Annotated in this window: 18 protein-coding genes and 1 pseudogene; 17 read left to right on the forward strand and 2 right to left on the reverse strand. The window is 41.8% G+C overall.

The genetic code is table 11. The features are described 5' to 3' along the window. The 10 genes and pseudogenes from ACQKMR_RS16745 to yajC form a co-directional block, all read left to right on the forward strand. Positions 1 to 1,035 (forward strand): annotated as a pseudogene (locus ACQKMR_RS16745) (hypothetical protein); the annotation flags it as partial. Further along, the gene (locus ACQKMR_RS16750; protein ID WP_427698304.1) at positions 1,025 to 1,972 is read left to right on the forward strand and encodes a phosphotransferase; all 948 of its coding nucleotides are present in this window, start codon (positions 1,025 to 1,027) and stop codon (positions 1,970 to 1,972) included. The pseudogene ACQKMR_RS16745 and the gene ACQKMR_RS16750, both read left to right, overlap by 11 nt. 100 nt (positions 1,973 to 2,072) lie before the next feature. After that, positions 2,073 to 2,678, forward strand: a complete 606-nt coding sequence (locus ACQKMR_RS16755) for a YhcN/YlaJ family sporulation lipoprotein (protein ID WP_427698305.1) — start codon at positions 2,073 to 2,075, stop codon at positions 2,676 to 2,678. Positions 2,679 to 2,805: 127 nt separating this feature from the next. Then, positions 2,806 to 3,306 carry a BofC C-terminal domain-containing protein gene (locus ACQKMR_RS16760; protein WP_427698306.1) on the forward strand — a complete coding sequence of 167 codons (501 nt, stop codon included), beginning with the start codon at positions 2,806 to 2,808 and terminating at the stop codon, positions 3,304 to 3,306. Between the two features lie 264 nt (positions 3,307 to 3,570). Next, on the forward strand, positions 3,571 to 4,185 hold the full coding sequence (ruvA, locus tag ACQKMR_RS16765) for a Holliday junction branch migration protein RuvA (protein WP_427698307.1): 615 nt from the start codon (positions 3,571 to 3,573) through the stop codon (positions 4,183 to 4,185). Between the two features lie 11 nt (positions 4,186 to 4,196). Then, positions 4,197 to 5,195: a Holliday junction branch migration DNA helicase RuvB gene (ruvB, locus tag ACQKMR_RS16770; protein ID WP_098177932.1), complete on the forward strand. Its 999-nt coding sequence runs from the start codon at positions 4,197 to 4,199 to the stop codon at positions 5,193 to 5,195. Then, on the forward strand, positions 5,192 to 5,398 hold the full coding sequence (locus tag ACQKMR_RS16775) for a DUF2905 domain-containing protein (RefSeq protein WP_427698308.1): 207 nt from the start codon (positions 5,192 to 5,194) through the stop codon (positions 5,396 to 5,398). The genes ruvB and ACQKMR_RS16775 overlap by 4 nt, the downstream gene beginning before the upstream one ends. Positions 5,399 to 5,437: 39 nt before the next feature. Further along, positions 5,438 to 6,466 (forward strand): tRNA preQ1(34) S-adenosylmethionine ribosyltransferase-isomerase QueA, encoded by a 1,029-nt coding sequence (gene queA / locus ACQKMR_RS16780; RefSeq protein WP_427698309.1) that lies wholly within the window; start codon positions 5,438 to 5,440, stop codon positions 6,464 to 6,466. Between the two features lie 36 nt (positions 6,467 to 6,502). Further along, complete coding sequence (gene tgt, locus ACQKMR_RS16785) at positions 6,503 to 7,642, forward strand: tRNA guanosine(34) transglycosylase Tgt (protein ID WP_056528321.1); 1,140 nt, start codon at positions 6,503 to 6,505, stop codon at positions 7,640 to 7,642. Positions 7,643 to 7,681: 39 nt separating this feature from the next. Next, on the forward strand, positions 7,682 to 7,966 hold the full coding sequence (gene yajC / locus ACQKMR_RS16790) for a preprotein translocase subunit YajC (RefSeq protein ID WP_427698310.1): 285 nt from the start codon (positions 7,682 to 7,684) through the stop codon (positions 7,964 to 7,966). 47 nt (positions 7,967 to 8,013) lie between these two features. Here yajC and ACQKMR_RS16795 read toward each other — a convergent pair whose 3' ends face one another. Then, positions 8,014 to 8,385: a TIGR04086 family membrane protein gene (locus ACQKMR_RS16795; RefSeq protein ID WP_056528324.1), complete on the reverse strand. Its 372-nt coding sequence runs from the start codon at positions 8,383 to 8,385 to the stop codon at positions 8,014 to 8,016. 169 nt (positions 8,386 to 8,554) lie between these two features. Here ACQKMR_RS16795 and ACQKMR_RS16800 point away from each other — a divergent pair, with 169 nt between their 5' ends. Beyond that, positions 8,555 to 9,241 carry a DUF421 domain-containing protein gene (locus ACQKMR_RS16800; protein WP_427698311.1) on the forward strand — a complete coding sequence of 229 codons (687 nt, stop codon included), beginning with the start codon at positions 8,555 to 8,557 and terminating at the stop codon, positions 9,239 to 9,241. Between the two features lie 28 nt (positions 9,242 to 9,269). Here the strand turns inward: ACQKMR_RS16800 and spoVB are convergent, their stop codons facing one another. Further along, on the reverse strand, positions 9,270 to 10,832 hold the full coding sequence (gene spoVB / locus ACQKMR_RS16805; protein ID WP_427698312.1) for a stage V sporulation protein B: 1,563 nt from the start codon (positions 10,830 to 10,832) through the stop codon (positions 9,270 to 9,272). Between the two features lie 167 nt (positions 10,833 to 10,999). Here spoVB and ACQKMR_RS16810 point away from each other — a divergent pair, with 167 nt between their 5' ends. From ACQKMR_RS16810 to dtd, 6 genes are all read left to right on the forward strand, one after another. Then, on the forward strand, positions 11,000 to 11,305 hold the full coding sequence (locus ACQKMR_RS16810) for a post-transcriptional regulator (protein WP_427698313.1): 306 nt from the start codon (positions 11,000 to 11,002) through the stop codon (positions 11,303 to 11,305). A gap of 198 nt (positions 11,306 to 11,503) precedes the next feature. Then, positions 11,504 to 13,765: a protein translocase subunit SecDF gene (gene secDF, locus ACQKMR_RS16815; protein WP_427698314.1), complete on the forward strand. Its 2,262-nt coding sequence runs from the start codon at positions 11,504 to 11,506 to the stop codon at positions 13,763 to 13,765. A gap of 145 nt (positions 13,766 to 13,910) precedes the next feature. Then, positions 13,911 to 16,286, forward strand: coding sequence for a single-stranded-DNA-specific exonuclease RecJ (gene recJ / locus ACQKMR_RS16820; RefSeq protein ID WP_427698315.1), 2,376 nt, complete (start codon positions 13,911 to 13,913; stop codon positions 16,284 to 16,286). After that, positions 16,277 to 16,789 carry an adenine phosphoribosyltransferase gene (locus tag ACQKMR_RS16825; protein WP_427698316.1) on the forward strand — a complete coding sequence of 171 codons (513 nt, stop codon included), beginning with the start codon at positions 16,277 to 16,279 and terminating at the stop codon, positions 16,787 to 16,789. Before recJ ends, ACQKMR_RS16825 begins: the two co-directional genes overlap by 10 nt. 315 nt (positions 16,790 to 17,104) lie before the next feature. Beyond that, complete coding sequence (locus ACQKMR_RS16830; protein ID WP_427698317.1) at positions 17,105 to 19,303, forward strand: RelA/SpoT family protein; 2,199 nt, start codon at positions 17,105 to 17,107, stop codon at positions 19,301 to 19,303. 14 nt (positions 19,304 to 19,317) lie between these two features. Then, on the forward strand, positions 19,318 to 19,761 hold the full coding sequence (gene dtd / locus ACQKMR_RS16835) for a D-aminoacyl-tRNA deacylase (protein ID WP_427698318.1): 444 nt from the start codon (positions 19,318 to 19,320) through the stop codon (positions 19,759 to 19,761). The last annotated feature ends 68 nt before the right edge of the window (positions 19,762 to 19,829 follow it).

Below are 19,829 nucleotides of genomic sequence, written 5' to 3' on the forward strand. Positions count from 1 at the left end.
CAACCGGGAATGATGGGAGGCCATCAAGGAAGTCAACCGGGAATGATGGGAGGCCATCAAGGAAGTCAACCGGGAATGATGGGAGGCCATCAAGGAGGTCAACCGGGAATGATGGGAGGCCATCAAGGAAGTCAATCGGGAATGATGGGAGGCCAACAAGGAGGTCAGCCGGGAATGATGGGAGGCCATCAAGGAGGTCAACCGGGAATGATGGGAGGCCATCAAGGAAGTCAACCGGGAATGATGGGAGGCCATCAAGGAGGTCAACCGGGAATGATGGGAGGCCAACCAGGAGGTCAACCGGGAATGATGGGAGGCCAACAAGGAGGTCAACCGGGAATGATGGGAGGCCAACAAGGCGGCCAGCCGGGAATGATGGGAGGCCAACAAGGAGGTCAACCGGGAATGATGGGAGGCCAACCAGGAGGTCAACCGGGAATGATGGGAGGCCAACAAGGAGGCCAGCCGGGAATGATGGGAGGCCAACAAGGAGGTCAGCCGGGAATGATGGGAGGCCAACAAGGAGGCCAGCCGGGAATGATGGGAGGCCAACAAGGAGGCCAACCGGGAATGATGGGAGGCCAACAAGGAGGCCAACCGGGAATGATGGGAGGCCAACAAGGAGGTCAACCGGGAATGATGGGAGGCTATCCAGGAGGTCAACCGGGAATGATGGGAGGTTATCCAGGAGGTCAACCGGGAATGATGGGAGGTTATCCAGGAGGTCAGCCGGGAATGATGGGAGGCTATCCAGGAGGCCAACCGGGAATGATGGGAGGCTATCCAGGAGGTCAACCGGGAATGATGGGAGGCTATCCAGGAGGTCAACCGGGAATGATGGGAGGCCAGTATAGAGGTCAGCCTGGAGGAGGCCTGTTTGGAGGTCAACCAGGAATAATGCCGGGGCAATTTGGTGGACAGCCGGAAGCAATGTTACCTGGACAAATGGGAGGCCAACCAGGTGAATTCGGGGGCGTTCGTGCGCCTGAAACGTTTGGAATGCCAACTTATGTAGATGAAAGCGATGACTACTAATTATAAGGATGACAGTGTATTTTACACTCGTCTCCGCTCTTATTTAAATCGTAAGCCAAAGAATATCCACCATCTTCAAAGTAGTGTCTATTTAATTACCTTTGAAAAGGATCCTCCGCTGATTCTCAAAGGATTTGACAGTTTTGAAAAGTGGGATCGACAAAGAGAATTGACTTCTTTGTTAAAACAAAAGGGATTCACTCAAACGTATTATATTCATCAGAATTTAATGCCTTTCCAATTTGAAGGGAAATGGTATGGCAGTATAGACTATTTTCCACCTAGTAAGAAAAAATTTCGATATTCTAATCAAAAGGATCGCCTTGAAGGAATTCAGTTACTTGAAAGCTTCCATGATGTTTCGGAACATCTGTCTATTAATGCCCCAGTTTTTGATCAAGCAAAAAAGTGGAAAGAACGGTTATCATTATTCAAAAAGAACTTTTCTTATATTCGCCAATATGTTTCCGAAGAGATTATAAAAGAATGGATTGGCTGGGGTGAATGGGCCCTAGATGGTTTTGAAAAAAATCAGTCTTTGTGGAATCAGGAAAAAAAAGTAATCATTCACGGTGATTGTGCTCATCATAATTTTTTGCGGAGAGCAGATGGCACCTTGACCTTAATCGATTTTGACTTAATGTCTAGCGCTCCAAGATGCATTGATTATTTACAGTATGCAAATCGAATATCCCATCATTTAGAAGATGCAGCTACGATGTTATGGCAAATCCCGCAACTGAAAAAATATCAATCAGACCCAGCTTTTTTATATGCTTTAACTTATCCAACGGATATTTTCCGTGAATGGAATCGCCATAATAAAAGTTCATCTCAGCTTCATTCTGTTTGGAAAATGACGGTGGAAGATTTTTCAGAGCGGATGAAGATGAATGAAAAACTAGCGGAAAAGATTTCCTCCCTAAATAGGAAATAAAACGTGCTTTTGGCCGTAACTAACAGAGTAAAATCCCCTTTAGACAACCATGATAATTATGAGCGAAGTATAGGCTCTATTGTAATGGGGAGGGTTGTTGGTGCGGAAAATAAAATGGGCATTGCCGCTTTGTACGGTATTAGCTGCCTCAGGTTTGGTTGGGTGCGCTAATAATAATGCAGCGGAAAACGAGAATATTACGAATGAGACAGGATACCATTCCACTGAAAAAGATGCGTTAGTTCGTAACATTAGTTATGAGAATATGGTTCAAGGCCTTTACAACAAGGATGATGAGTATAGTAAGCGGGATCGTAATTACCATGGTCATGAAAGTAAGCCACTTAGAGCTCGATCATCTTATTATAATGCGTATGAAGGTGAATTAGTCGACCAAGTTGATGGGGTGGCTAATGCAGTGGATTCAGTTATTGACTCTCGTGCCATTATCATGAAGGATGAGATGCTCGTGGCCTTGTTGCTCGATGACTATAACCAGGCAAAAGCTGTTAAAGAATCAGTAATGAAAAAAGTCGAACCACTCGCTGAAGGCCGGACCCTTTACGTAACGACAGATAAAGGCGTGTATTTCCGGACAATGACACTCGATAACAACCTTCGTGATGGTGATACGAGAGACTTAGTCATTCAGGATGCCAATGACATGTTTGATAACCTAAACATTCATGAAAATCATTTACAATGAATATGTGAAGCTGACTTAATTTGGAGTCAGCTTTTTTTGCTTTATCGGCTCGGCTGGATTTTTGGTTAATAATCCTTATTTCAGGTCAAACTACTTAAAAAGTAAACTCCCTTATGAGGTGAGAATATTGACAAATCAACTTAGAATTCAGTTTTTCTTGACACTTTTTATACTGCCATTTTGCTTTACCGTTTTTGCAGAAGAGTTGGTGCAACAGGAAAATAAACCAATTGAAAAAAAGGTAATTCTTCAGCGTATGTATCTTGATGGTGAGTTAAGTGAAGAAAAATTGACTGAAACAATTTGGACGATGGAAGACTTTTGGTTAAAATATCAAGGTTGGAAAGTAGTCGATCAGAATGAAGGCCAGATTGTACTTAAGAAAATAGAAAATGATATATCTCCGCTTTTAAAAGCAAATGGATATCTAGGCATGAAAAAAGATGGTACGTTATCCATTTTTATTGGTCGACCGGAGCATGCTAAAATCATTCATACTTTCTACCAAATAGACGTTGGTAAACTTGAGGTGTATAAGCAGGAAGAATTGCAAAAAGGCATACCAATCGTGAATAAAGACCAATACTCACAGCTTATTAAAGAGTATGAGCCATATTCGGTAAATTAGGATGGGAATAACACACCCGTCCTTTTTGCATGACTTAAAACTGGGAGTGGATGCTATATAAGGAAAGTGAATTTCATTTAAATGGAAAAATAATATCACCGTTTTTCAACAGAAAGATAAAACTCCCAACAAAATAAACAAGGTGTTAAAAGGAAGTAAGGTCTAGGGAAAAAGACCTGATCAATTGCTAAATAACTTTTAATAAACTTCCCTCCTTTTTTATGATAAAATGAGAGGTACAGCAAAATCAGGGAGAGAAATAATTTGTATGATTATATAAAAGGCAAGGTCGATTATATCGGACCTGAATACATAGTTGTGGAAAATGGGGGGATCGGATATCAAGTGATGACGCCGAATCCTTTTATTTTTTCCGCTCAATATCAAAAAGAGATTCAAGTTTTTCTGTATCATTATGTACGTGAGGATATGGCCGTATTTTACGGATTTCAGACTCGTCAAGAAAAGGCATTGTTCACCAAGTTGTTGAATGTAACTGGAATTGGGCCTAAGGGCGCGCTTGCCATATTAGCGTCAGGTCAGGTCGATCAAGTGGTGCAAGCGATAGAAAATGAGGATGAAACGTTTCTTGTTAAATTCCCAGGAGTCGGAAAGAAGACGGCACGCCAAATGATTCTTGATTTAAAAGGAAAACTCGAGAACATTATTCCGGATGCGTTTCCAAACTTGTTTAACGAAGGCATTACAGCGGCAATCAGCCAAAACGGCTATACCGAGGAGCTGGATGAGGCTATTCTCGCCTTAAAGGCTCTTGGTTATTCTGAAAAAGAAATTCAAAAGGTCGCAAAGAAATTACAAACGGAAGAAATGACGACCGAGCAATATATTAAGAAAGCATTGCAAATGATGTTAAGATAAGGAGTGGCGCAATGGAGGAGAGAGTATTCAATCAGGAAGCCGATTTGAACGAACTATCCTTTGAACAAAGCCTGCGACCGCAAAACTTAAAGCAATATATTGGACAGGATAAAGTGAAGGCGAATTTGAGCGTGTATATCGAAGCGGCAAGGATGCGTGAAGAAACGCTCGATCATGTTCTTTTATATGGCCCCCCAGGACTTGGGAAGACGACACTTGCTGTCATCATCGCCAACGAAATGGGTGTCAATATCCGCACGACTTCCGGGCCAGCTATTGAGCGGCCGGGAGATCTGGCGGCAATTTTGAGTGCGCTCGAACCTGGTGATGTGTTATTCATTGATGAAATTCATCGATTGCCTCGTGTTGTCGAAGAAGTTCTATATCCCGCTATGGAGGATTTCTGCCTTGATATCGTTGTCGGCAAGGGACCAGAGGCACGTTCGATCAGGATTGACCTGCCTCCGTTTACCCTCGTTGGGGCCACTACAAGGGCAGGTTCGCTGTCGGCACCGCTCAGGGACCGATTTGGCGTTTTGAGCCGTCTTGAGTATTACACGGAAAATCACTTGGCTGATATCATCATCCGTACGGCAAGAATAATGGACACAGAGATGGATGATCAGGCCGCAGGCGAGCTTGCCAGAAGGTCACGGGGAACCCCAAGAATTGCAAACCGTCTTTTACGTCGGGTCAGGGATTTCGCCCAGGTCCGTGGAGATGGGACGATAACGGCGGAACTCGCCGATTATGCACTTGAATTAATGCAGGTCGACCGTTTAGGACTCGATCATATTGACCATAAATTACTTAAAGGGATTATTGAAAAATTTCGTGGCGGTCCGGTTGGGTTGGAGACGATTGCAGCAACAATTGGTGAGGAAGCACATACGATTGAAGATGTGTATGAGCCATATCTGTTACAGGTCGGTTTTCTACAACGGACCCCTAGAGGTCGAATGGCAACGCCGCTTGTTTATGAGCATTTCGAAATGGAGATGCCTGAATGATGAATGTACCAAAAATGGTTATGATACTTGGCGTAATTATATTTGTGATTGGTTTTGCGATGAAATATATACATCTTGGAAGGCTGCCGGGAGATATTTTTTTCAAAAAGGGGAACACGACTTTTTACTTTCCAATCGTAACATCAATCATTGTCAGTGTTGTGTTGTCAGCTATTTTTTATCTAATCAGCCGTTTTAAATAATAAATTACTGCTTGATAGACAGATTAGGAAGTGGAACAGATGAAATTGGATATGTTTGATTTTCATTTACCAGAGGAACTGATTGCCCAAGTTCCTTTGGAAGATAGGGAAGCAAGTAGATTGATGGTGCTAGACAAAGCAACTGGTGAGCTTCAGCATGATGTGTTCAGTCATATCACGGAGTATATTAAACCTGGTGACTGTCTTGTGTTAAATGATACGAAGGTCCTGCCGGCACGGCTATACGGCAGTAAAGAGGAAACAGGCGGAAAAGTAGAAGTCTTGCTGTTGAAGCAAGAACATGATGATGTATGGGAGACACTTGTAAAGCCAGCGAAACGAATTAAAGAAGGCACGACAATCATCTTTGGCGATGGTAAGCTGAGTGCCGTCTGCACAGGTGTACTTGAACATGGCGGTCGAGTCCTTAAGTTTCAATATGAAGGTATCTTTTATGAGATATTAGAGGAACTTGGCGAAATGCCGCTGCCTCCATATATCAAGGAACAGCTCGACGATCAAGACCGTTATCAAACGGTATATGCGCGTGAACGCGGGTCGGCTGCAGCCCCAACGGCAGGGCTGCACTTTACGGAGCATTTGCTTGAGAAACTTAAAGGTATGGGCGTTCATATCGCTTTTATCACGCTTCATGTTGGACTAGGTACGTTCCGCCCAGTCAGCGTGGACGATATTGACAGTCACGAAATGCATTCAGAGTTTTACCAAATGACCGAAGGAACAGCACGATTACTGAATAAAGTTAAAGAAGACGGTGGGAAAATCATCACGGTCGGTACTACGTCGACGAGAACACTGGAAACGATTGCGTCCCGTAATGATGGCGTTTTTAAGGAAGAGAGTGGCTGGACGAGCATTTTCATTTATCCTGGTTATGAATTCAAAGGGATTGATGCGATGATTACGAATTTCCATTTACCAAAATCAACTTTAATCATGCTTATCTCTGCCCTCGCAGGCAGAGAGCATGTTCTTCATGCCTATGAAACGGCTGTGGAAAAAAAATACAGGTTCTTTAGTTTTGGAGATGCAATGTTAATTAAGTAATATAAGAGTGATATGCTCTTGAAGGGAGTTATTGCGTTGACAGCAATACGATATGAGTTAATCAAAACATGTAAACAGACAGGGGCACGGCTAGGTCGGGTTCATACGCCTCATGGTTCTTTTGAAACACCCGCATTTATGCCGGTTGGAACAATGGCTACTGTCAAAACGATGTCACCAGAAGATTTGAAACAAATGGGGGCAGGCATCATCCTAAGCAATACGTATCACTTATGGCTGCGTCCAGGACATGAAATTATCAAGGAAGCTGGCGGATTGCATAAATTCATGAACTGGGACAGGGCGATATTAACCGACTCTGGCGGTTTTCAAGTGTTCAGTTTAAGTGAATTCCGCAAAATTGAAGAAGAGGGCGTACATTTCAGAAACCATATCAATGGTGATAAATTATTTTTATCTCCGGAAAAAGCGATGGAAATACAAAATGCACTTGGGTCTGATATTATGATGGCATTCGATGAATGCCCGCCATTCCCGGCAACCGAAGAGTATATGAAGAAATCAGTCGAACGGACATCACGCTGGGCAGAACGCTGCTTGAATGCGCATGAGCGTCCAAAAGATCAAGGGTTGTTCGGTATTGTTCAGGGTGGAGAGTTTGAAAATCTTCGTAAACAAAGTGCGAAAGACCTTGTCTCCCTTGATTTCCCGGGTTATGCTATTGGAGGATTATCTGTTGGGGAACCGAAGGATATCATGAACCGCGTCCTTGAATTTACAAGTCCATTACTGCCAACTAACAAACCGCGTTACCTAATGGGAGTCGGTTCACCGGACTCATTGATTGATGGTGCGCTCCGCGGCGTCGATATGTTTGATTGCGTACTCCCTACACGTATTGCACGTAATGGTACGTTGATGACGAGCAATGGCCGACTGGTTGTGAAAAATGCGAAGTATGCCCGTGATTTTGGTCCAATAGATGAAAATTGCGATTGTCATGTTTGTAAAAATTATAGCCGGGCTTATATCCGCCATTTGATTAAATGTGAAGAAACCTTTGGTATTCGTCTTACGACTTATCATAATCTTCATTTTCTGTTAAACTTGATGGAACAGGTCAGACAAGCTATTCGAGAAGATCGCCTTGGAGACTTTAGGGAAGAGTTTTTTGAACAATATGGTTTCAATAAGCCAAATGCAAAAAACTTCTAATTCCATAAATATTTTAAAGAATGAAAGGAGTGAAGAAAAATGGGTAATTTAACACAAATACTTCCGTTAATTTTAATGTTCGTATTGTTCTATTTCTTATTAATCCGTCCGCAACAAAAACGCCAGAAGGCTACGCGAAGCATGCAAAGCAGTTTGAAAAAAGGTGATAAAGTTGCAACTATCGGCGGCATGCACGGAACAATCGATGCAATCGATGAATTGCAAATTGTCATTAAATCACCAGACGGTTCAAAGCTTACATTTGACCGTGCTGCCATCCGTGAAATTACGGAAAGCGCACCAAATAAAGAAGTAACTGTATAAGACAAACTAAAACCGGGCTATTATGCCCGGTTTTTTGCTGTGGTTTTTTAATTGGTTCGCGATTCTGAACTCATATTTACTCCAAGCACGCCACCCATCATGGCTGTGATCACAAAACAGCCGTAATAAATCCATTGTTTGATGGTAAAAAGTGCATCATTACCTAAATATTGAAAAAGAAAAACAACTAAAAGGTAAAGCAAGCCAGTACTTCCACCTAAGAATAGTCCTTGCTTTTTCCCTTTACCTCCTGAAATAAATCCACCAATGAACAGCGATAAAAAGGACACAATCATGATCACGTAGGTCAGGGATGATTCCGTCAGTGATGTAAAACGAAGAAGGATAGAAAAGAGTAAGCTTGCAATCATCGCTATGGCAAAGATGGAGCCGACGCCATAGATTACGGCGACACTCATTTTTTTAGTTTCGATGGTTATTCCCCCTTTTTAAAAGGCTGATACATTTAGCCTGTTGATGTGTTTGTACAAGCATATTCTTCCATTGGAACCTTTAGACCTTGTTTAAGAAGTTCTATGAAATTTGAAAAAGAAAATAGAGTAATTTTTCATTTTCAAAGCCATGCTAATGGATGAAGGAAGTGTTATTGAAGTGGATATCTATCTAGGTATTATTTTTCGAACGACGGTAATCTATCTAGTCATCTGGTTCCTTTTTCGAATGATGGGTAAGCGGGAAGTAGGGGAACTGAGCGTTCTTGATTTAGTGGTATCTATCATGATAGGGGACATTGCCGTGCTATCCTTTGAAGATTTGGAAAAACCGTTCATCAGACAGACTATCCCAATGTTTGTCCTCGCGATCCTCCAAATTACATTGGCTTTCCTCTCATTGAAAAGTGTCAGGTTTCGCTATTTCATGGATGGTAAGCCGCAGATCATCATCAATCAGGGTAAAATAGATGAAAAAGCGATGCGCAGACAACGATATAATTTTGATGACTTATTGACCCAGCTTCGTGAACAAGGAATTATTGATTTAACAGAAGTTAAATTTGCCATCCTTGAAACTTCAGGAAAACTCTCGGTGATTAAGAACAGCGAAGAAGAAGAAAGGTCGGAAAGTGAAGCCATACCCTTTCCACTAATAGTCGACGGAGAGATACAGGAAGAAAATCTTAATAAAATTGGAAAAAATCATTTTTGGCTTCTGCAACAGGTAAAAGAACATGGGGTAACAAAGGTTAAAGAGATATCGATTTGCGGATACATAGATGGCCAATTTTACATTGATAAAAATGAAACGAAGAAATAGCCGAAGCTGCTAAATGCTTCGGTTATTTCTATTTCCATGCAAACCTTGATAAAAACATGCCAATTACAGGGATTCGAATTAAGTCTGCTTTTTTTATGCTGCCAGTCAAGAGCATGAAAAATGTGAACAGCAGGAATACAACGGTAACTGATAGCGACAGCCGGGTTCCTAGAGGCTGAGAAGAGAGTGGAACTTGATAAATATAATAACCACCCCAACCGGAAATTAAAGAAATAACTAAAGACAACATATAACTTCGAAAATGAAGTGTGAACGGAACAACTTTTATCACAGTTGAAAAATGCAGGAAGGTAACGAGCATCGTACCGACCGCTATTCCGATTGCGGCCCCCATGATGCCGAAACTTTCCTTGGATGCCAGCAGCCAGATTACACCAATCTTAAGAATGTTTCCTGCAAGACTGTTAAACATAGCGGCTTTTGCAAGGTCAAGTGCCTGAAGCATCGACTGCAACGGATATTGAAAATAATAGAGTATGAAAAAAGGTGCAAGAAATTTAATGAAAACAGCAGCGTGGGAAGATCCATACATTACTTGTAAAATCGGTTCAGCAAAGATGAACAGAGTGACGACAGCTAAAGACCCAGTGACAAAGGTGATTTTAAGGGCCTGCTGAAGCCTGTGTTCAACGAGTAGAAAGTTTCCTGTTGTCCTTGCTTCACTAACTGCAGGAACGAGGGCTGTAGCTAAAGAAGCCGTAACAAAAGAAGGAAGCATGAGTAATGGCAGTGCGTATCCTGTTAACTCTCCGTATTGACTGGTAGCTGCGGCCGCGGTCACACCGGCAAGTGCCAAACTCTGAGCGACCACAATTGGTTCAAAAAACCAAGAAATGGACCCAATCATCCTGCTTCCAGTAGACGGCAGGGCAATCCCCATCAATTCGGTAAATGTTCCTTTCCCGGATTTGACATTTTTGAAGAAGCCTTTCCGGAATTTAAAATGTTTCTTTAGTTTAAAGCTTGTCAATAGGTAGACAAGTGATACAAGCTCACCAATAATCGAAGCAAACATTGCACCGGCTGCGGCATATTCGACTCCGTATGGCAAAAAGGCCTTTGTCAGGACGGCGATGAAAGTGATACGGGCCACCTGTTCAATAACTTGTGAGAAAGCGAAGGGCTTCATATTTTGCTTGCCTTGGAAATATCCGCGCAGGACAGATGAAATGGCGATAATTGGAACAATAGGGGCAATCGCCATAAGCGGCCATACCGTTCTTTCATCTGTAAATAAATATTCGGATAGAACCGGCGCAAAAAATAGCATAGCAGGAGTAAAGATCATCGATAAAGTAAATGTGCAGGCCAAAGAGACGACAAGGATTTTCTTGATTTTCCTTTCATCCCCTCTGGCATTGGCTTCAGCCACAAATTTAGATATGGCGATTGGAAGGCCTAACTGGGTAATATTGACGACAAGAAATAGGGTCGGTAAAGCCATCATATATAAACCAACGCCTTCTTCGCCGATAAAACGGGCGATGACAATGCGGTTAATGAACCCAAGAACCCTTGTTATCAGGCTTGCGATTAATAAAATCAGCGTGCCTTTTAAAAACTTAGACATTGAACTCCCTCCCTGCCTTCTCAAAAAAGCGGTTATGCTATACAATTATCTATATGCTTGTACTTGGACATAGCATGACAAAAGTGTTTGCGTTCTTACAAATGATCGAATTTCCTTCTTAGAAAATGCGCATTCAATTGAGAATCATTTTTACTGGAGGCAATGTGATGACAAAAAAGAATCACCCATATCAACGTTATTATGTAAAGGTACGTCCATTCTTGAAGAGCAAACGTGAGGAATTCCAAATGGTTGGTTTGAATGCTGTTACAGAGGAAGATATATGGGCAACCTTAACCAAGAACAAATGGAAGCGCCCTCAGGAAAACATTCACCTTCACGAACTCGTTGCCGACATTGTGACATTTTCCAGCAACCAGTTCATGACCTTTCAAATGGTCGAAGCTTATAAATCACCAAACCTATTAGAACCGCTTTCTGACGAGGAACTAAAAGAGCTTTTCAAAGAATAAAAGTAAGAAATACTTAAATTGACAGCCGTTTGTAAATGAATCATAATAGATATGGTTATGCTTTTTTTGGAAAAAGAGTATGGAGAGCTTTGTCTTTTTTCTACCGATTTTGAAGAGAATGCAATCTTATAAACGAAAAAAATGACAGTTTTTGAAACTTCATGAACAGGCGTATTATAGAAAGGGGCCTACTACATAATGGTAAAAAGAAGCAGAATCGTTGCGTTTTTTCTAATCGTACTTTTGATCTTCGCAGCGATGGGAACAACTTCAAAAGGAATCCTAGGGAATATCAAGCTCGGTCTTGATCTTCAAGGCGGTTTTGAAGTGTTATATGAAGTAAAACCGCTTTCTGGGGAAAAGATTACTCCGGATGTTTTGAAAGCTACAGTGAGCTCCCTTGAGCGGCGTGTCAATGTATTAGGTGTTAGTGAACCTAATATTCAAATTGAAGGGAAAGACCGGATCCGTGTTCAATTAGCCGGAGTTAAAGATCAAAACAATGCTCGGGAAATTCTTTCGACTCAAGCAAAAATATCTTTCCGTGATTACAACGATAAGGAAATGATGACAGGTGCTGACCTGAAAGAAGGCGGCGCGAAACAAACGTTCGAAAAGAATAAACCGGTTGTTGAAGTCACGCTGAAAGACGTGAACAAGTTTAAAGAAATCACCCAAAAAATCTCTTCAATGGAAAATTCGACGAATGTACTTGCAATCTGGTTGGATTTCGAGGAAGGAAAAGATTCCTTTAAAGATACAGCTTCACAAGATAATATGATTTCAGCTCCATATGTCAGTGAAGTTTTTAATACGAACAAGGTGTTTATTACAGGTCAGTTTACGGTGGAAGAAGCGAAAGAGCTTGCAGCCCTTCTGAATGCAGGTGCCCTGCCTGTAGATTTGAAAGAAGAGTACTCCACTTCTGTAGGTGCCCAATTTGGTGCAGGTGCACTGAATGATACTATTTTTGCAGGAATCATCGGAATTGCACTTGTTTTCATCTTCATGCTTGTGTATTACCGCTTCCCGGGATTCATTGCAGTCGTCACTTTAAGCATTTACCTTTTCTTGACGCTATTAGTGTTCGATTGGATGAATGCAGTCCTTACGCTGCCTGGTATTGCGGCGTTAGTACTAGGTGTTGGTATGGCTGTCGATGCCAACATCATAACCTATGAACGAATCAGGGATGAATTGAAACTTGGCAGATCCGTTAAAGCAGCCTATAAAGAAGGTACGAAAAATTCACTGGCTACGATCATGGATGCCAACTTAACGACCTTGCTGGCTGCGGCCGTTATGTTCTATTATGGAACAAGCTCAGTTAAAGGGTTTGCGACTACTTTAATCATTTCGATTTTAATGAGTTTCATTACAGCCGTCTATGGTACACGTCTTTTCATGAGCCTGTGGGTGAATAGTGGGTTCTTGGACAAACATACATCATGGTTTGGCGTGAAGAAGAAATACATTCACAATTTATCTGAGAAAATTAATTTAATGTCATTGCCAACACGCTTTGATAAAATCGATTTCGTCAAACATCGGAAAGTCTTTTATAGCATTTCAATCGGTGTTACCATAATCGGGATTATTTTCTTGTTCGTCTTTAGATTAAATCTTGGTATTGATTTTACAAGTGGTACCCGAATTGAGATCGCGTCCAAAGATGTTTTAACGACACAGCAAGTCAAAACCGAAATGGAAAAGGTCGGTATTGATAAGGACGATATCAAGGATGTTAGGCTCGCTGGAAAAGAAAATAAAAATGCTGTCGTTCGTACAGTCGGTGTGCTTAATAAACAGGAAATCGCTGAATTGAAGGACCATTTCAAGAAGGATTATGGAGCAGAACCGAATGTTAGCACCGTATCCCCGACAGTCGGAAAAGAACTTGCGAAAAATGCTATGTTTGCGTTAGCGATTGCATCACTCGGCATTATCTTGTATGTATCGATACGATTTGAATGGAGGATGGCTGTACCTGCTGTAGTAGCGCTTATACATGACGCATTCTTCATCATAACGATATTTAGTGTACTTCGACTTGAAGTGGATATCACCTTCATTGCTGCGATTCTGACTATTGTCGGTTATTCCATCAATGATACGATCGTAACCTTTGACCGTATTCGTGAAAACTTACGCTTCAGTCGTAAAGTCAAAACCGTCGAAGAGCTTGAGAATATTGTGAATATCAGTATCAGGCAGACTTTGACAAGATCCATTAACACAGTACTAACTGTTCTCATTACGGTTATCGCGTTGATGATCTTCGGTAGTGAAGCTATCCGAAACTTCTCCATTGCCTTGTTTATTGGTTTAATATGTGGCGTGTATTCGTCTCTATTGATTGCTTCCCAATTCTGGCTTGATTTGAAAATCAAAGAATTGAAGAAAAAAGGACCACTGAATACGGCAAAAGAAAAGAAACAAAGTCTTGAAGGACAAGTTTAATATGTGAGAGGGGGCTGGCATGATGCCAGCCTTCTTTTTGTGAGACTAACTTTTTGAATAGGGAATTACAACCATTATTGAGTTTAAAATAAAATTGAAACCGTTATTGTCGTTTTGTATAATAAATAAGTTGAGGGGTGAATTTATGTTAAAGCCAAAAACACGGTGGAACTTGCGAACTGCCGATGAAAACAAAGTTGCTGAACTAGCGGAAGAGCTTCATATCACACCTTTAGTTGCGGCCTTACTTGTTAATCGTGGCCTAGATACAATCGAAAGTGCCCGATCGTTTTTATTTGTAAAAAATCAAACTTTTCATGATCCTTTTTTACTGAAAGATATGGATAAAGCAGTATATAGAATAAGAGAAGCCATTCAAAACGGAGAAAAAATCAGGGTTTTTGGTGATTATGATGCTGACGGCGTGACATCGACTACGGTGATGATGACGACGCTTACTAGACTAGGAGCCGATGTAGACTTTTATATTCCCAATCGGTTTACAGAGGGCTACGGGCCGAATCCAATGGCATTCCGCTTGGCAGCTGAGCAAGGGGTAAAGGTATTAATAACTGTGGATACGGGAATTTCCGCAGTAGATGAAGCGAAACTTGCTAGCGAGCTAGGCATGGATTATATTTTGACGGATCACCATGAACCGGGACCGGAACTCCCTGAAGCACTAGCGATTATTCATCCTAGACGTGAGGAAAGTTCATATCCATTTGAAGATCTTGCTGGGGTAGGGGTTGCTTTTAAACTGGCACATGCCTTGCTTGGAGAACTGCCAGAGGATTTGCTGGAGATTGCAGCAATCGGTACCATTGCGGATTTGGTACCTTTAAAAGGAGAAAACCGCCTCATTGCAGCAAAAGGGATTGAGCAGTTACGCTTGACTAGACGTCCAGGGCTTGTTGCCCTTATGAAAGTGGCGAATATTCAGCAGGAAGCATTGAATGAGGAATCAATCGGCTTTGCAATGGCACCACGAATCAATGCAGTTGGACGCCTTGGTGATGCTGACCCGGCTGTTGATTTATTGATGTCTGAAAACTTGGAAGAAGCGACTGAACTGGCAAATGAAATCAATGATATTAATAAAGAACGACAGGCGATGGTTGCTGCAATGGCGGAAGAAGCGATTCAAGAGGTTGAGGAAAACTTCCCGCCGGAGTCAAATGGTGTGCTTATTATCGGGAGAGAAGGCTGGAACGCAGGGGTAGTGGGTATAGTAGCCTCCAAACTGGTTGAACGCTTTTACCGTCCGACCATTGTATTGAGTTATGACCGAGAAAAGGGGCTCGCGAAAGGTTCAGCCCGTAGTATTGCCGGATTCGATCTTTTTGAGAGTCTCTCTACCTGTCGCGAATTGCTGCCTCATTTTGGTGGACATCCGATGGCTGCGGGAATGACACTGAAAATAGAAGACGTACAAGAGCTTAGGGATCGCATGAACATGATTGCGAAAGACCAGCTCAGCGAAGAAGATTTCACACCTATTACCAACTTGGATGGAGCCACCACTCTAGCAGAAGTTTCCATTCAAACGATTCAGGAAATGAGCTTGCTAGCGCCATTTGGAGTGACCAATCCAAAGCCGAAAATTTTGATAGATGCCGTCCAGCTTTCAAGTGTCCGGAAAATTGGCGCCAATCAGAATCACTTGAAGGTTCAGCTTGAAGATAGTGAGAATCATAAACTCGACGGCGTTGGGTTTGGTCTCGGTCATTATGTGGATGAAATAGCTCCGCATGCTGAAGTTTCCGTAATCGGCGAGCTTTCCATTAATGAGTGGAATAATATCAAAAAGCCGCAAATCTTTGTTCAGGATGTATCGGTCAATCATTGGCAGCTTTTCGATTATCGCGGCAAGGGACAGGCAGAGAAGTGGCTAGCTGAGATACCGGCTCATAATCGGAAGATTGTTATTTTCTCGGAAGATATTTATAATAGATATCCATTTTTACAAAACCATCCTAATCTTGTTTATATCAAGAATGAACTAGATGCAGATCAGCTCGACTGCATGCAAGGACATGTAGTTCTTATGGACATGCCGCCGTTAAGATCGATGTTAAAACGGGTGATTGAAAATAAGCAGCCGTCACGGATATACGCGCATTTTTCTCATGAACAGGATCATTTTTTAAGCACGATGCCAACAAGGGACGATTTTAAATGGTTCTATGCCTTTCTTGCTAAAAAGGGTCCGCTTGATGTGAAAAGGTATGGTGATGATCTTGCCAAATACCGAGGCTGGTCAAGAGATACAGTGGATTTTATTTCAAAGGTGTTTTTTGAGCTTGATTTTGTTACAATAGAGAATGGGTTAATTATGCTCAAAACCAATGCGAAAAAACGCGATCTCAGTGAGTCTGAATCGTTTATAAGAAAGAAAGAGCAATTTGAGCTTGAACAAGAGCTTGTTTATTCTTCCTATCAGCAATTATTCGATTGGTTCAATCATTTATTAGTCCATGAGGCAACAGACCTTGAGGAGGAAACAAAGCAATGGATTTAAAGCAATTCGTAACAATTGTGCAAGACTGGCCAAAACCGGGTATTGTCTTCAAAGATATTACTACATTAATGGATAACGGTGCCGCATATAAATACGCAACAGACCAAATCGTTGAGTACGCTCGCGATAAAAATATCGATTTAGTGGTTGGACCGGAAGCACGCGGATTCATTATCGGCTGTCCAGTCGCATACTCATTGGAAGTGGGCTTTGCTCCAGTGAGAAAAGAAGGAAAACTTCCACGTGAAACGATAAAAGTCGAATATGGCTTAGAATATGGTAAGGATGTATTGACTATCCATAAAGATGCCATTAAACCAGGACAACGTATCCTGATTACGGACGATTTACTTGCTACTGGCGGTACAATCGAAGCGACGATCAAACTAGTGGAAGAGCTTGGCGGAATTGTAGCCGGGATTGCATTCCTTATTGAATTAACAGACTTAGACGGTAAAGATAAATTAGAAGGCTATGATGTGTTAACACTAATGAGCTTTTAATAAAGAAGAGCACTCTGACCAGGGTGCTCTTTCTGTTATTCCTGCTTTTCTTATATTTTGTCGAATTTCCAGTGAAAAAAAGAAGGAATCTTCATAAAATACATTTTTAGCCCTTTACAAGCTTGCCTTTTTTTTCGATAATAGTAATAATAAAGAGTTTTTCTGCTAATAAGTTTATTTGCACTTTTATCCGTTTAGGCGGATTTATTTTTTTCGCAAAAATTGTCACGTTTTGCTGAACAAAGGGAAGTGCTACCAATCATACTCAATCCGGATAATATCCGGTGGCAGTTAAAGTGGGGTTAAGGTGATTAAATGGCTAACGATCAAATATTGACTGCCGAGCAGGTTGTAGAAATGGCTAGCTTATATCTTCAGCCGGAAGAAGCTGAATTTATTCATAGAGCGTTTAAGTATGCAGAGTATGCTCACCGAGAACAATTTCGTAAATCGGGAGAACCGTATATTATTCATCCGATTCAAGTGGCGGGTATTCTAGCTGATCTTGAAATGGATCCTGCAACTATTGCGGCAGGTTTTTTACATGATGTTGTTGAAGACACGGAGGTCACTCTGAAGGATATTGAAGAGAATTTCAGTCCTGAAGTCGCCATGCTCGTCGATGGTGTGACCAAATTAGGGAAAATTAAGTATAAATCACAGCAAGAACAACAGGCGGAAAACCATAGGAAAATGTTCGTTGCGATGGCCCAGGATATTCGGGTCATATTGATTAAGCTTGCCGACAGACTGCACAATATGCGGACATTAAAGCATCTGCCACAGGAAAAGCAGAGAAGAATTTCGAACGAAACATTAGAAATCTTTGCTCCGCTTGCTCATCGTCTAGGGATCAGTACGATTAAATGGGAACTTGAAGATACGGCACTAAGGTATTTGAACCCACAGCAGTATTACCGAATCGTCAACCTTATGAAGAAAAAGCGTGCAGAACGTGAACAGTATTTAGAAGAAGTCATTGATGAAGTGCGTAAAAACGTGGAAGAAGTCCATATTAAAGCTGACCTCTCTGGCAGACCGAAACATATATACAGTATTTATCGCAAAATGGCGTTGCAGAATAAGCAGTTCAGTGAAATTTATGACCTGCTTGCGGTTCGGATTGTCGTCAATAGCATAAAAGATTGCTATGCCGTTTTAGGGATTATTCATACATGCTGGAAGCCGATGCCTGGCCGATTTAAAGACTATATCGCTATGCCGAAGCCGAATATGTATCAATCGCTGCATACGACGGTGATCGGGCCGAAAGGCGATCCGCTTGAAGTGCAGATCCGTACTTCGGATATGCATCGCATTGCCGAGTTCGGGGTTGCCGCACACTGGGCTTATAAAGAAGGAAAAGATGTTGGTGAACAGCCTTCATTAGAGGAAAAATTGACTTGGTTCAGAGAAATTCTTGAATTCCAGGATGACGCAACAAATGCCGAGGAATTCATGGAATCCCTTAAAATCGATCTTTTTTCTGATATGGTGTTCATTTTTACGCCAAAAGGCGATGTTATTGAACTTCCGTCAGGGTCCAACCCGATTGACTTTGCTTACCGGATTCACTCGGAAATCGGTAACAAAACGATTGGGGCCAAAGTGAACGGAAAAATGGTACCGCTGGATTATAAACTAAAAACAGGCGATATTATTGAAATTTTAACATCCAAGCATTCATATGGTCCAAGTCAAGATTGGCTTAAACTCACGCAAACATCTCAGGCGAAAAATAAGATCCGTCAATTTTTCAAAAAGCAGCGCCGAGAAGAAAATATCGAAAAAGGCAAAGAACTTGTTGAAAAAGAAATCAGGGTCATGGAGTTTGAACTGAAGGATATCTTGACTGCTGAGAACATTAAGCGCGTTTCGGATAAATTCAATTTCCTGAATGAAGAAGATATGTATGCAGCGGTCGGTTATAACGGAATAACAGCCCTTCAGGTAGCGAACCGCCTTACAGAAAAATGGCGTAAGCAGAAAATGGTCGAGCAAGAAGCGGATATTTCGGAAGCAGTTGCTGATCTGAAAACCTTCCCTAATTCCTCTAAAAAGCGTGACTCAGGTGTACGTGTACCAGGAATTGAGAACCTGCTTATCCGTTTATCACGCTGTTGTAATCCGGTTCCTGGAGATGAAATCGTTGGTTATATTACAAAAGGCCGTGGAGTCTCTGTCCATAGGCAAGACTGCCCTAACCTAGAAAGCGGTGATTCCGATCATCGTCTAGTGCCTGTTGAATGGGAAAGTACGATTAACGAACGTAAGGAATATATCGTTGAAATTGAGATCAGCGGGTATGATCGCCGCGGCTTATTAAACGAAGTGTTGCAAGCTGTCAACGAAACAAAGACAAATATTTCAGCGGTCTCAGGTAAATCGGACCGGAATAAAGTGGCGACCATTCACATGTCGATTTATATCCATAACATTGCACATCTACAAAAGGTCGTCGACCGTATAAAACAAATTTCAGATGTCTATTCCGTTAGAAGGATTATGAACTAAGGAGTTTTATTACTATGCGTGTTGTTTTACAACGTTCCAAAGCTGCCAAAGTAGTTGTGGCAGACCAAACAATCGGGCAAATTGAAAGCGGACTAGTCCTTCTAGTTGGTGTCACTCATGGCGATACAATTGATGACGCCGTCTATTTGGCCGATAAAATCGTTAATCTTAGAATTTTCGAAGATGAAAATCAAAAGATGAACCACTCACTACTAGATGTTGGTGGTTCGATTCTATCCGTTTCACAATTTACGCTATACGGTGACTGCCGTAAAGGCCGTCGTCCGAGCTTCACGGACGCCGCCCGTCCTGAAGAGGCGAACAAAATTTATGAATTATTCAATGAAGAACTACGCAAAAAAGGCGTCCATACTGAAACCGGTCAATTTGGCGCAATGATGGACGTACAGCTTACTAATGACGGCCCTATAACATTAATAGTGGAAAGTAAAAAGTAACCTGCTGCGGCAGGTTTTTTTGTTGAGAAAAAAGTGATTTATAACAAATTGAAAGCCAGCTTCCATGG

This window comes from Peribacillus sp. NPDC096540, assembly GCF_050278525.1.
In the GTDB taxonomy this organism is placed as follows: domain Bacteria; phylum Bacillota; class Bacilli; order Bacillales; family DSM-1321; genus Peribacillus.

Excerpts from the sequence above, each read along its gene's own strand:
- ACQKMR_RS16825 (WP_427698316.1), top strand. The coding sequence starts at position 16,277 with ATGGATTTAAAGCAATTCGTAACAATTGTGCAAGACTGGCCAAAACCG.
- yajC (WP_427698310.1), top strand. The coding sequence starts at position 7,682 with ATGGGTAATTTAACACAAATACTTCCGTTAATTTTAATGTTCGTATTG.
- ACQKMR_RS16795 (WP_056528324.1), bottom strand. The coding sequence starts at position 8,385 with ATGAGTGTCGCCGTAATCTATGGCGTCGGCTCCATCTTTGCCATAGCG.
- spoVB (WP_427698312.1), bottom strand. The coding sequence starts at position 10,832 with ATGTCTAAGTTTTTAAAAGGCACGCTGATTTTATTAATCGCAAGCCTG.
- ruvB (WP_098177932.1), top strand. The coding sequence starts at position 4,197 with ATGGAGGAGAGAGTATTCAATCAGGAAGCCGATTTGAACGAACTATCC.
- ACQKMR_RS16830 (WP_427698317.1), top strand. The coding sequence starts at position 17,105 with ATGGCTAACGATCAAATATTGACTGCCGAGCAGGTTGTAGAAATGGCT.
- ACQKMR_RS16775 (WP_427698308.1), top strand. The coding sequence starts at position 5,192 with ATGATGAATGTACCAAAAATGGTTATGATACTTGGCGTAATTATATTT.
- ACQKMR_RS16810 (WP_427698313.1), top strand. The coding sequence starts at position 11,000 with ATGACAAAAAAGAATCACCCATATCAACGTTATTATGTAAAGGTACGT.
- dtd (WP_427698318.1), top strand. The coding sequence starts at position 19,318 with ATGCGTGTTGTTTTACAACGTTCCAAAGCTGCCAAAGTAGTTGTGGCA.
- recJ (WP_427698315.1), top strand. The coding sequence starts at position 13,911 with ATGTTAAAGCCAAAAACACGGTGGAACTTGCGAACTGCCGATGAAAAC.
- secDF (WP_427698314.1), top strand. The coding sequence starts at position 11,504 with ATGGTAAAAAGAAGCAGAATCGTTGCGTTTTTTCTAATCGTACTTTTG.
- ACQKMR_RS16800 (WP_427698311.1), top strand. The coding sequence starts at position 8,555 with ATGGATGAAGGAAGTGTTATTGAAGTGGATATCTATCTAGGTATTATT.
- ACQKMR_RS16750 (WP_427698304.1), top strand. The coding sequence starts at position 1,025 with ATGACTACTAATTATAAGGATGACAGTGTATTTTACACTCGTCTCCGC.
- queA (WP_427698309.1), top strand. The coding sequence starts at position 5,438 with ATGAAATTGGATATGTTTGATTTTCATTTACCAGAGGAACTGATTGCC.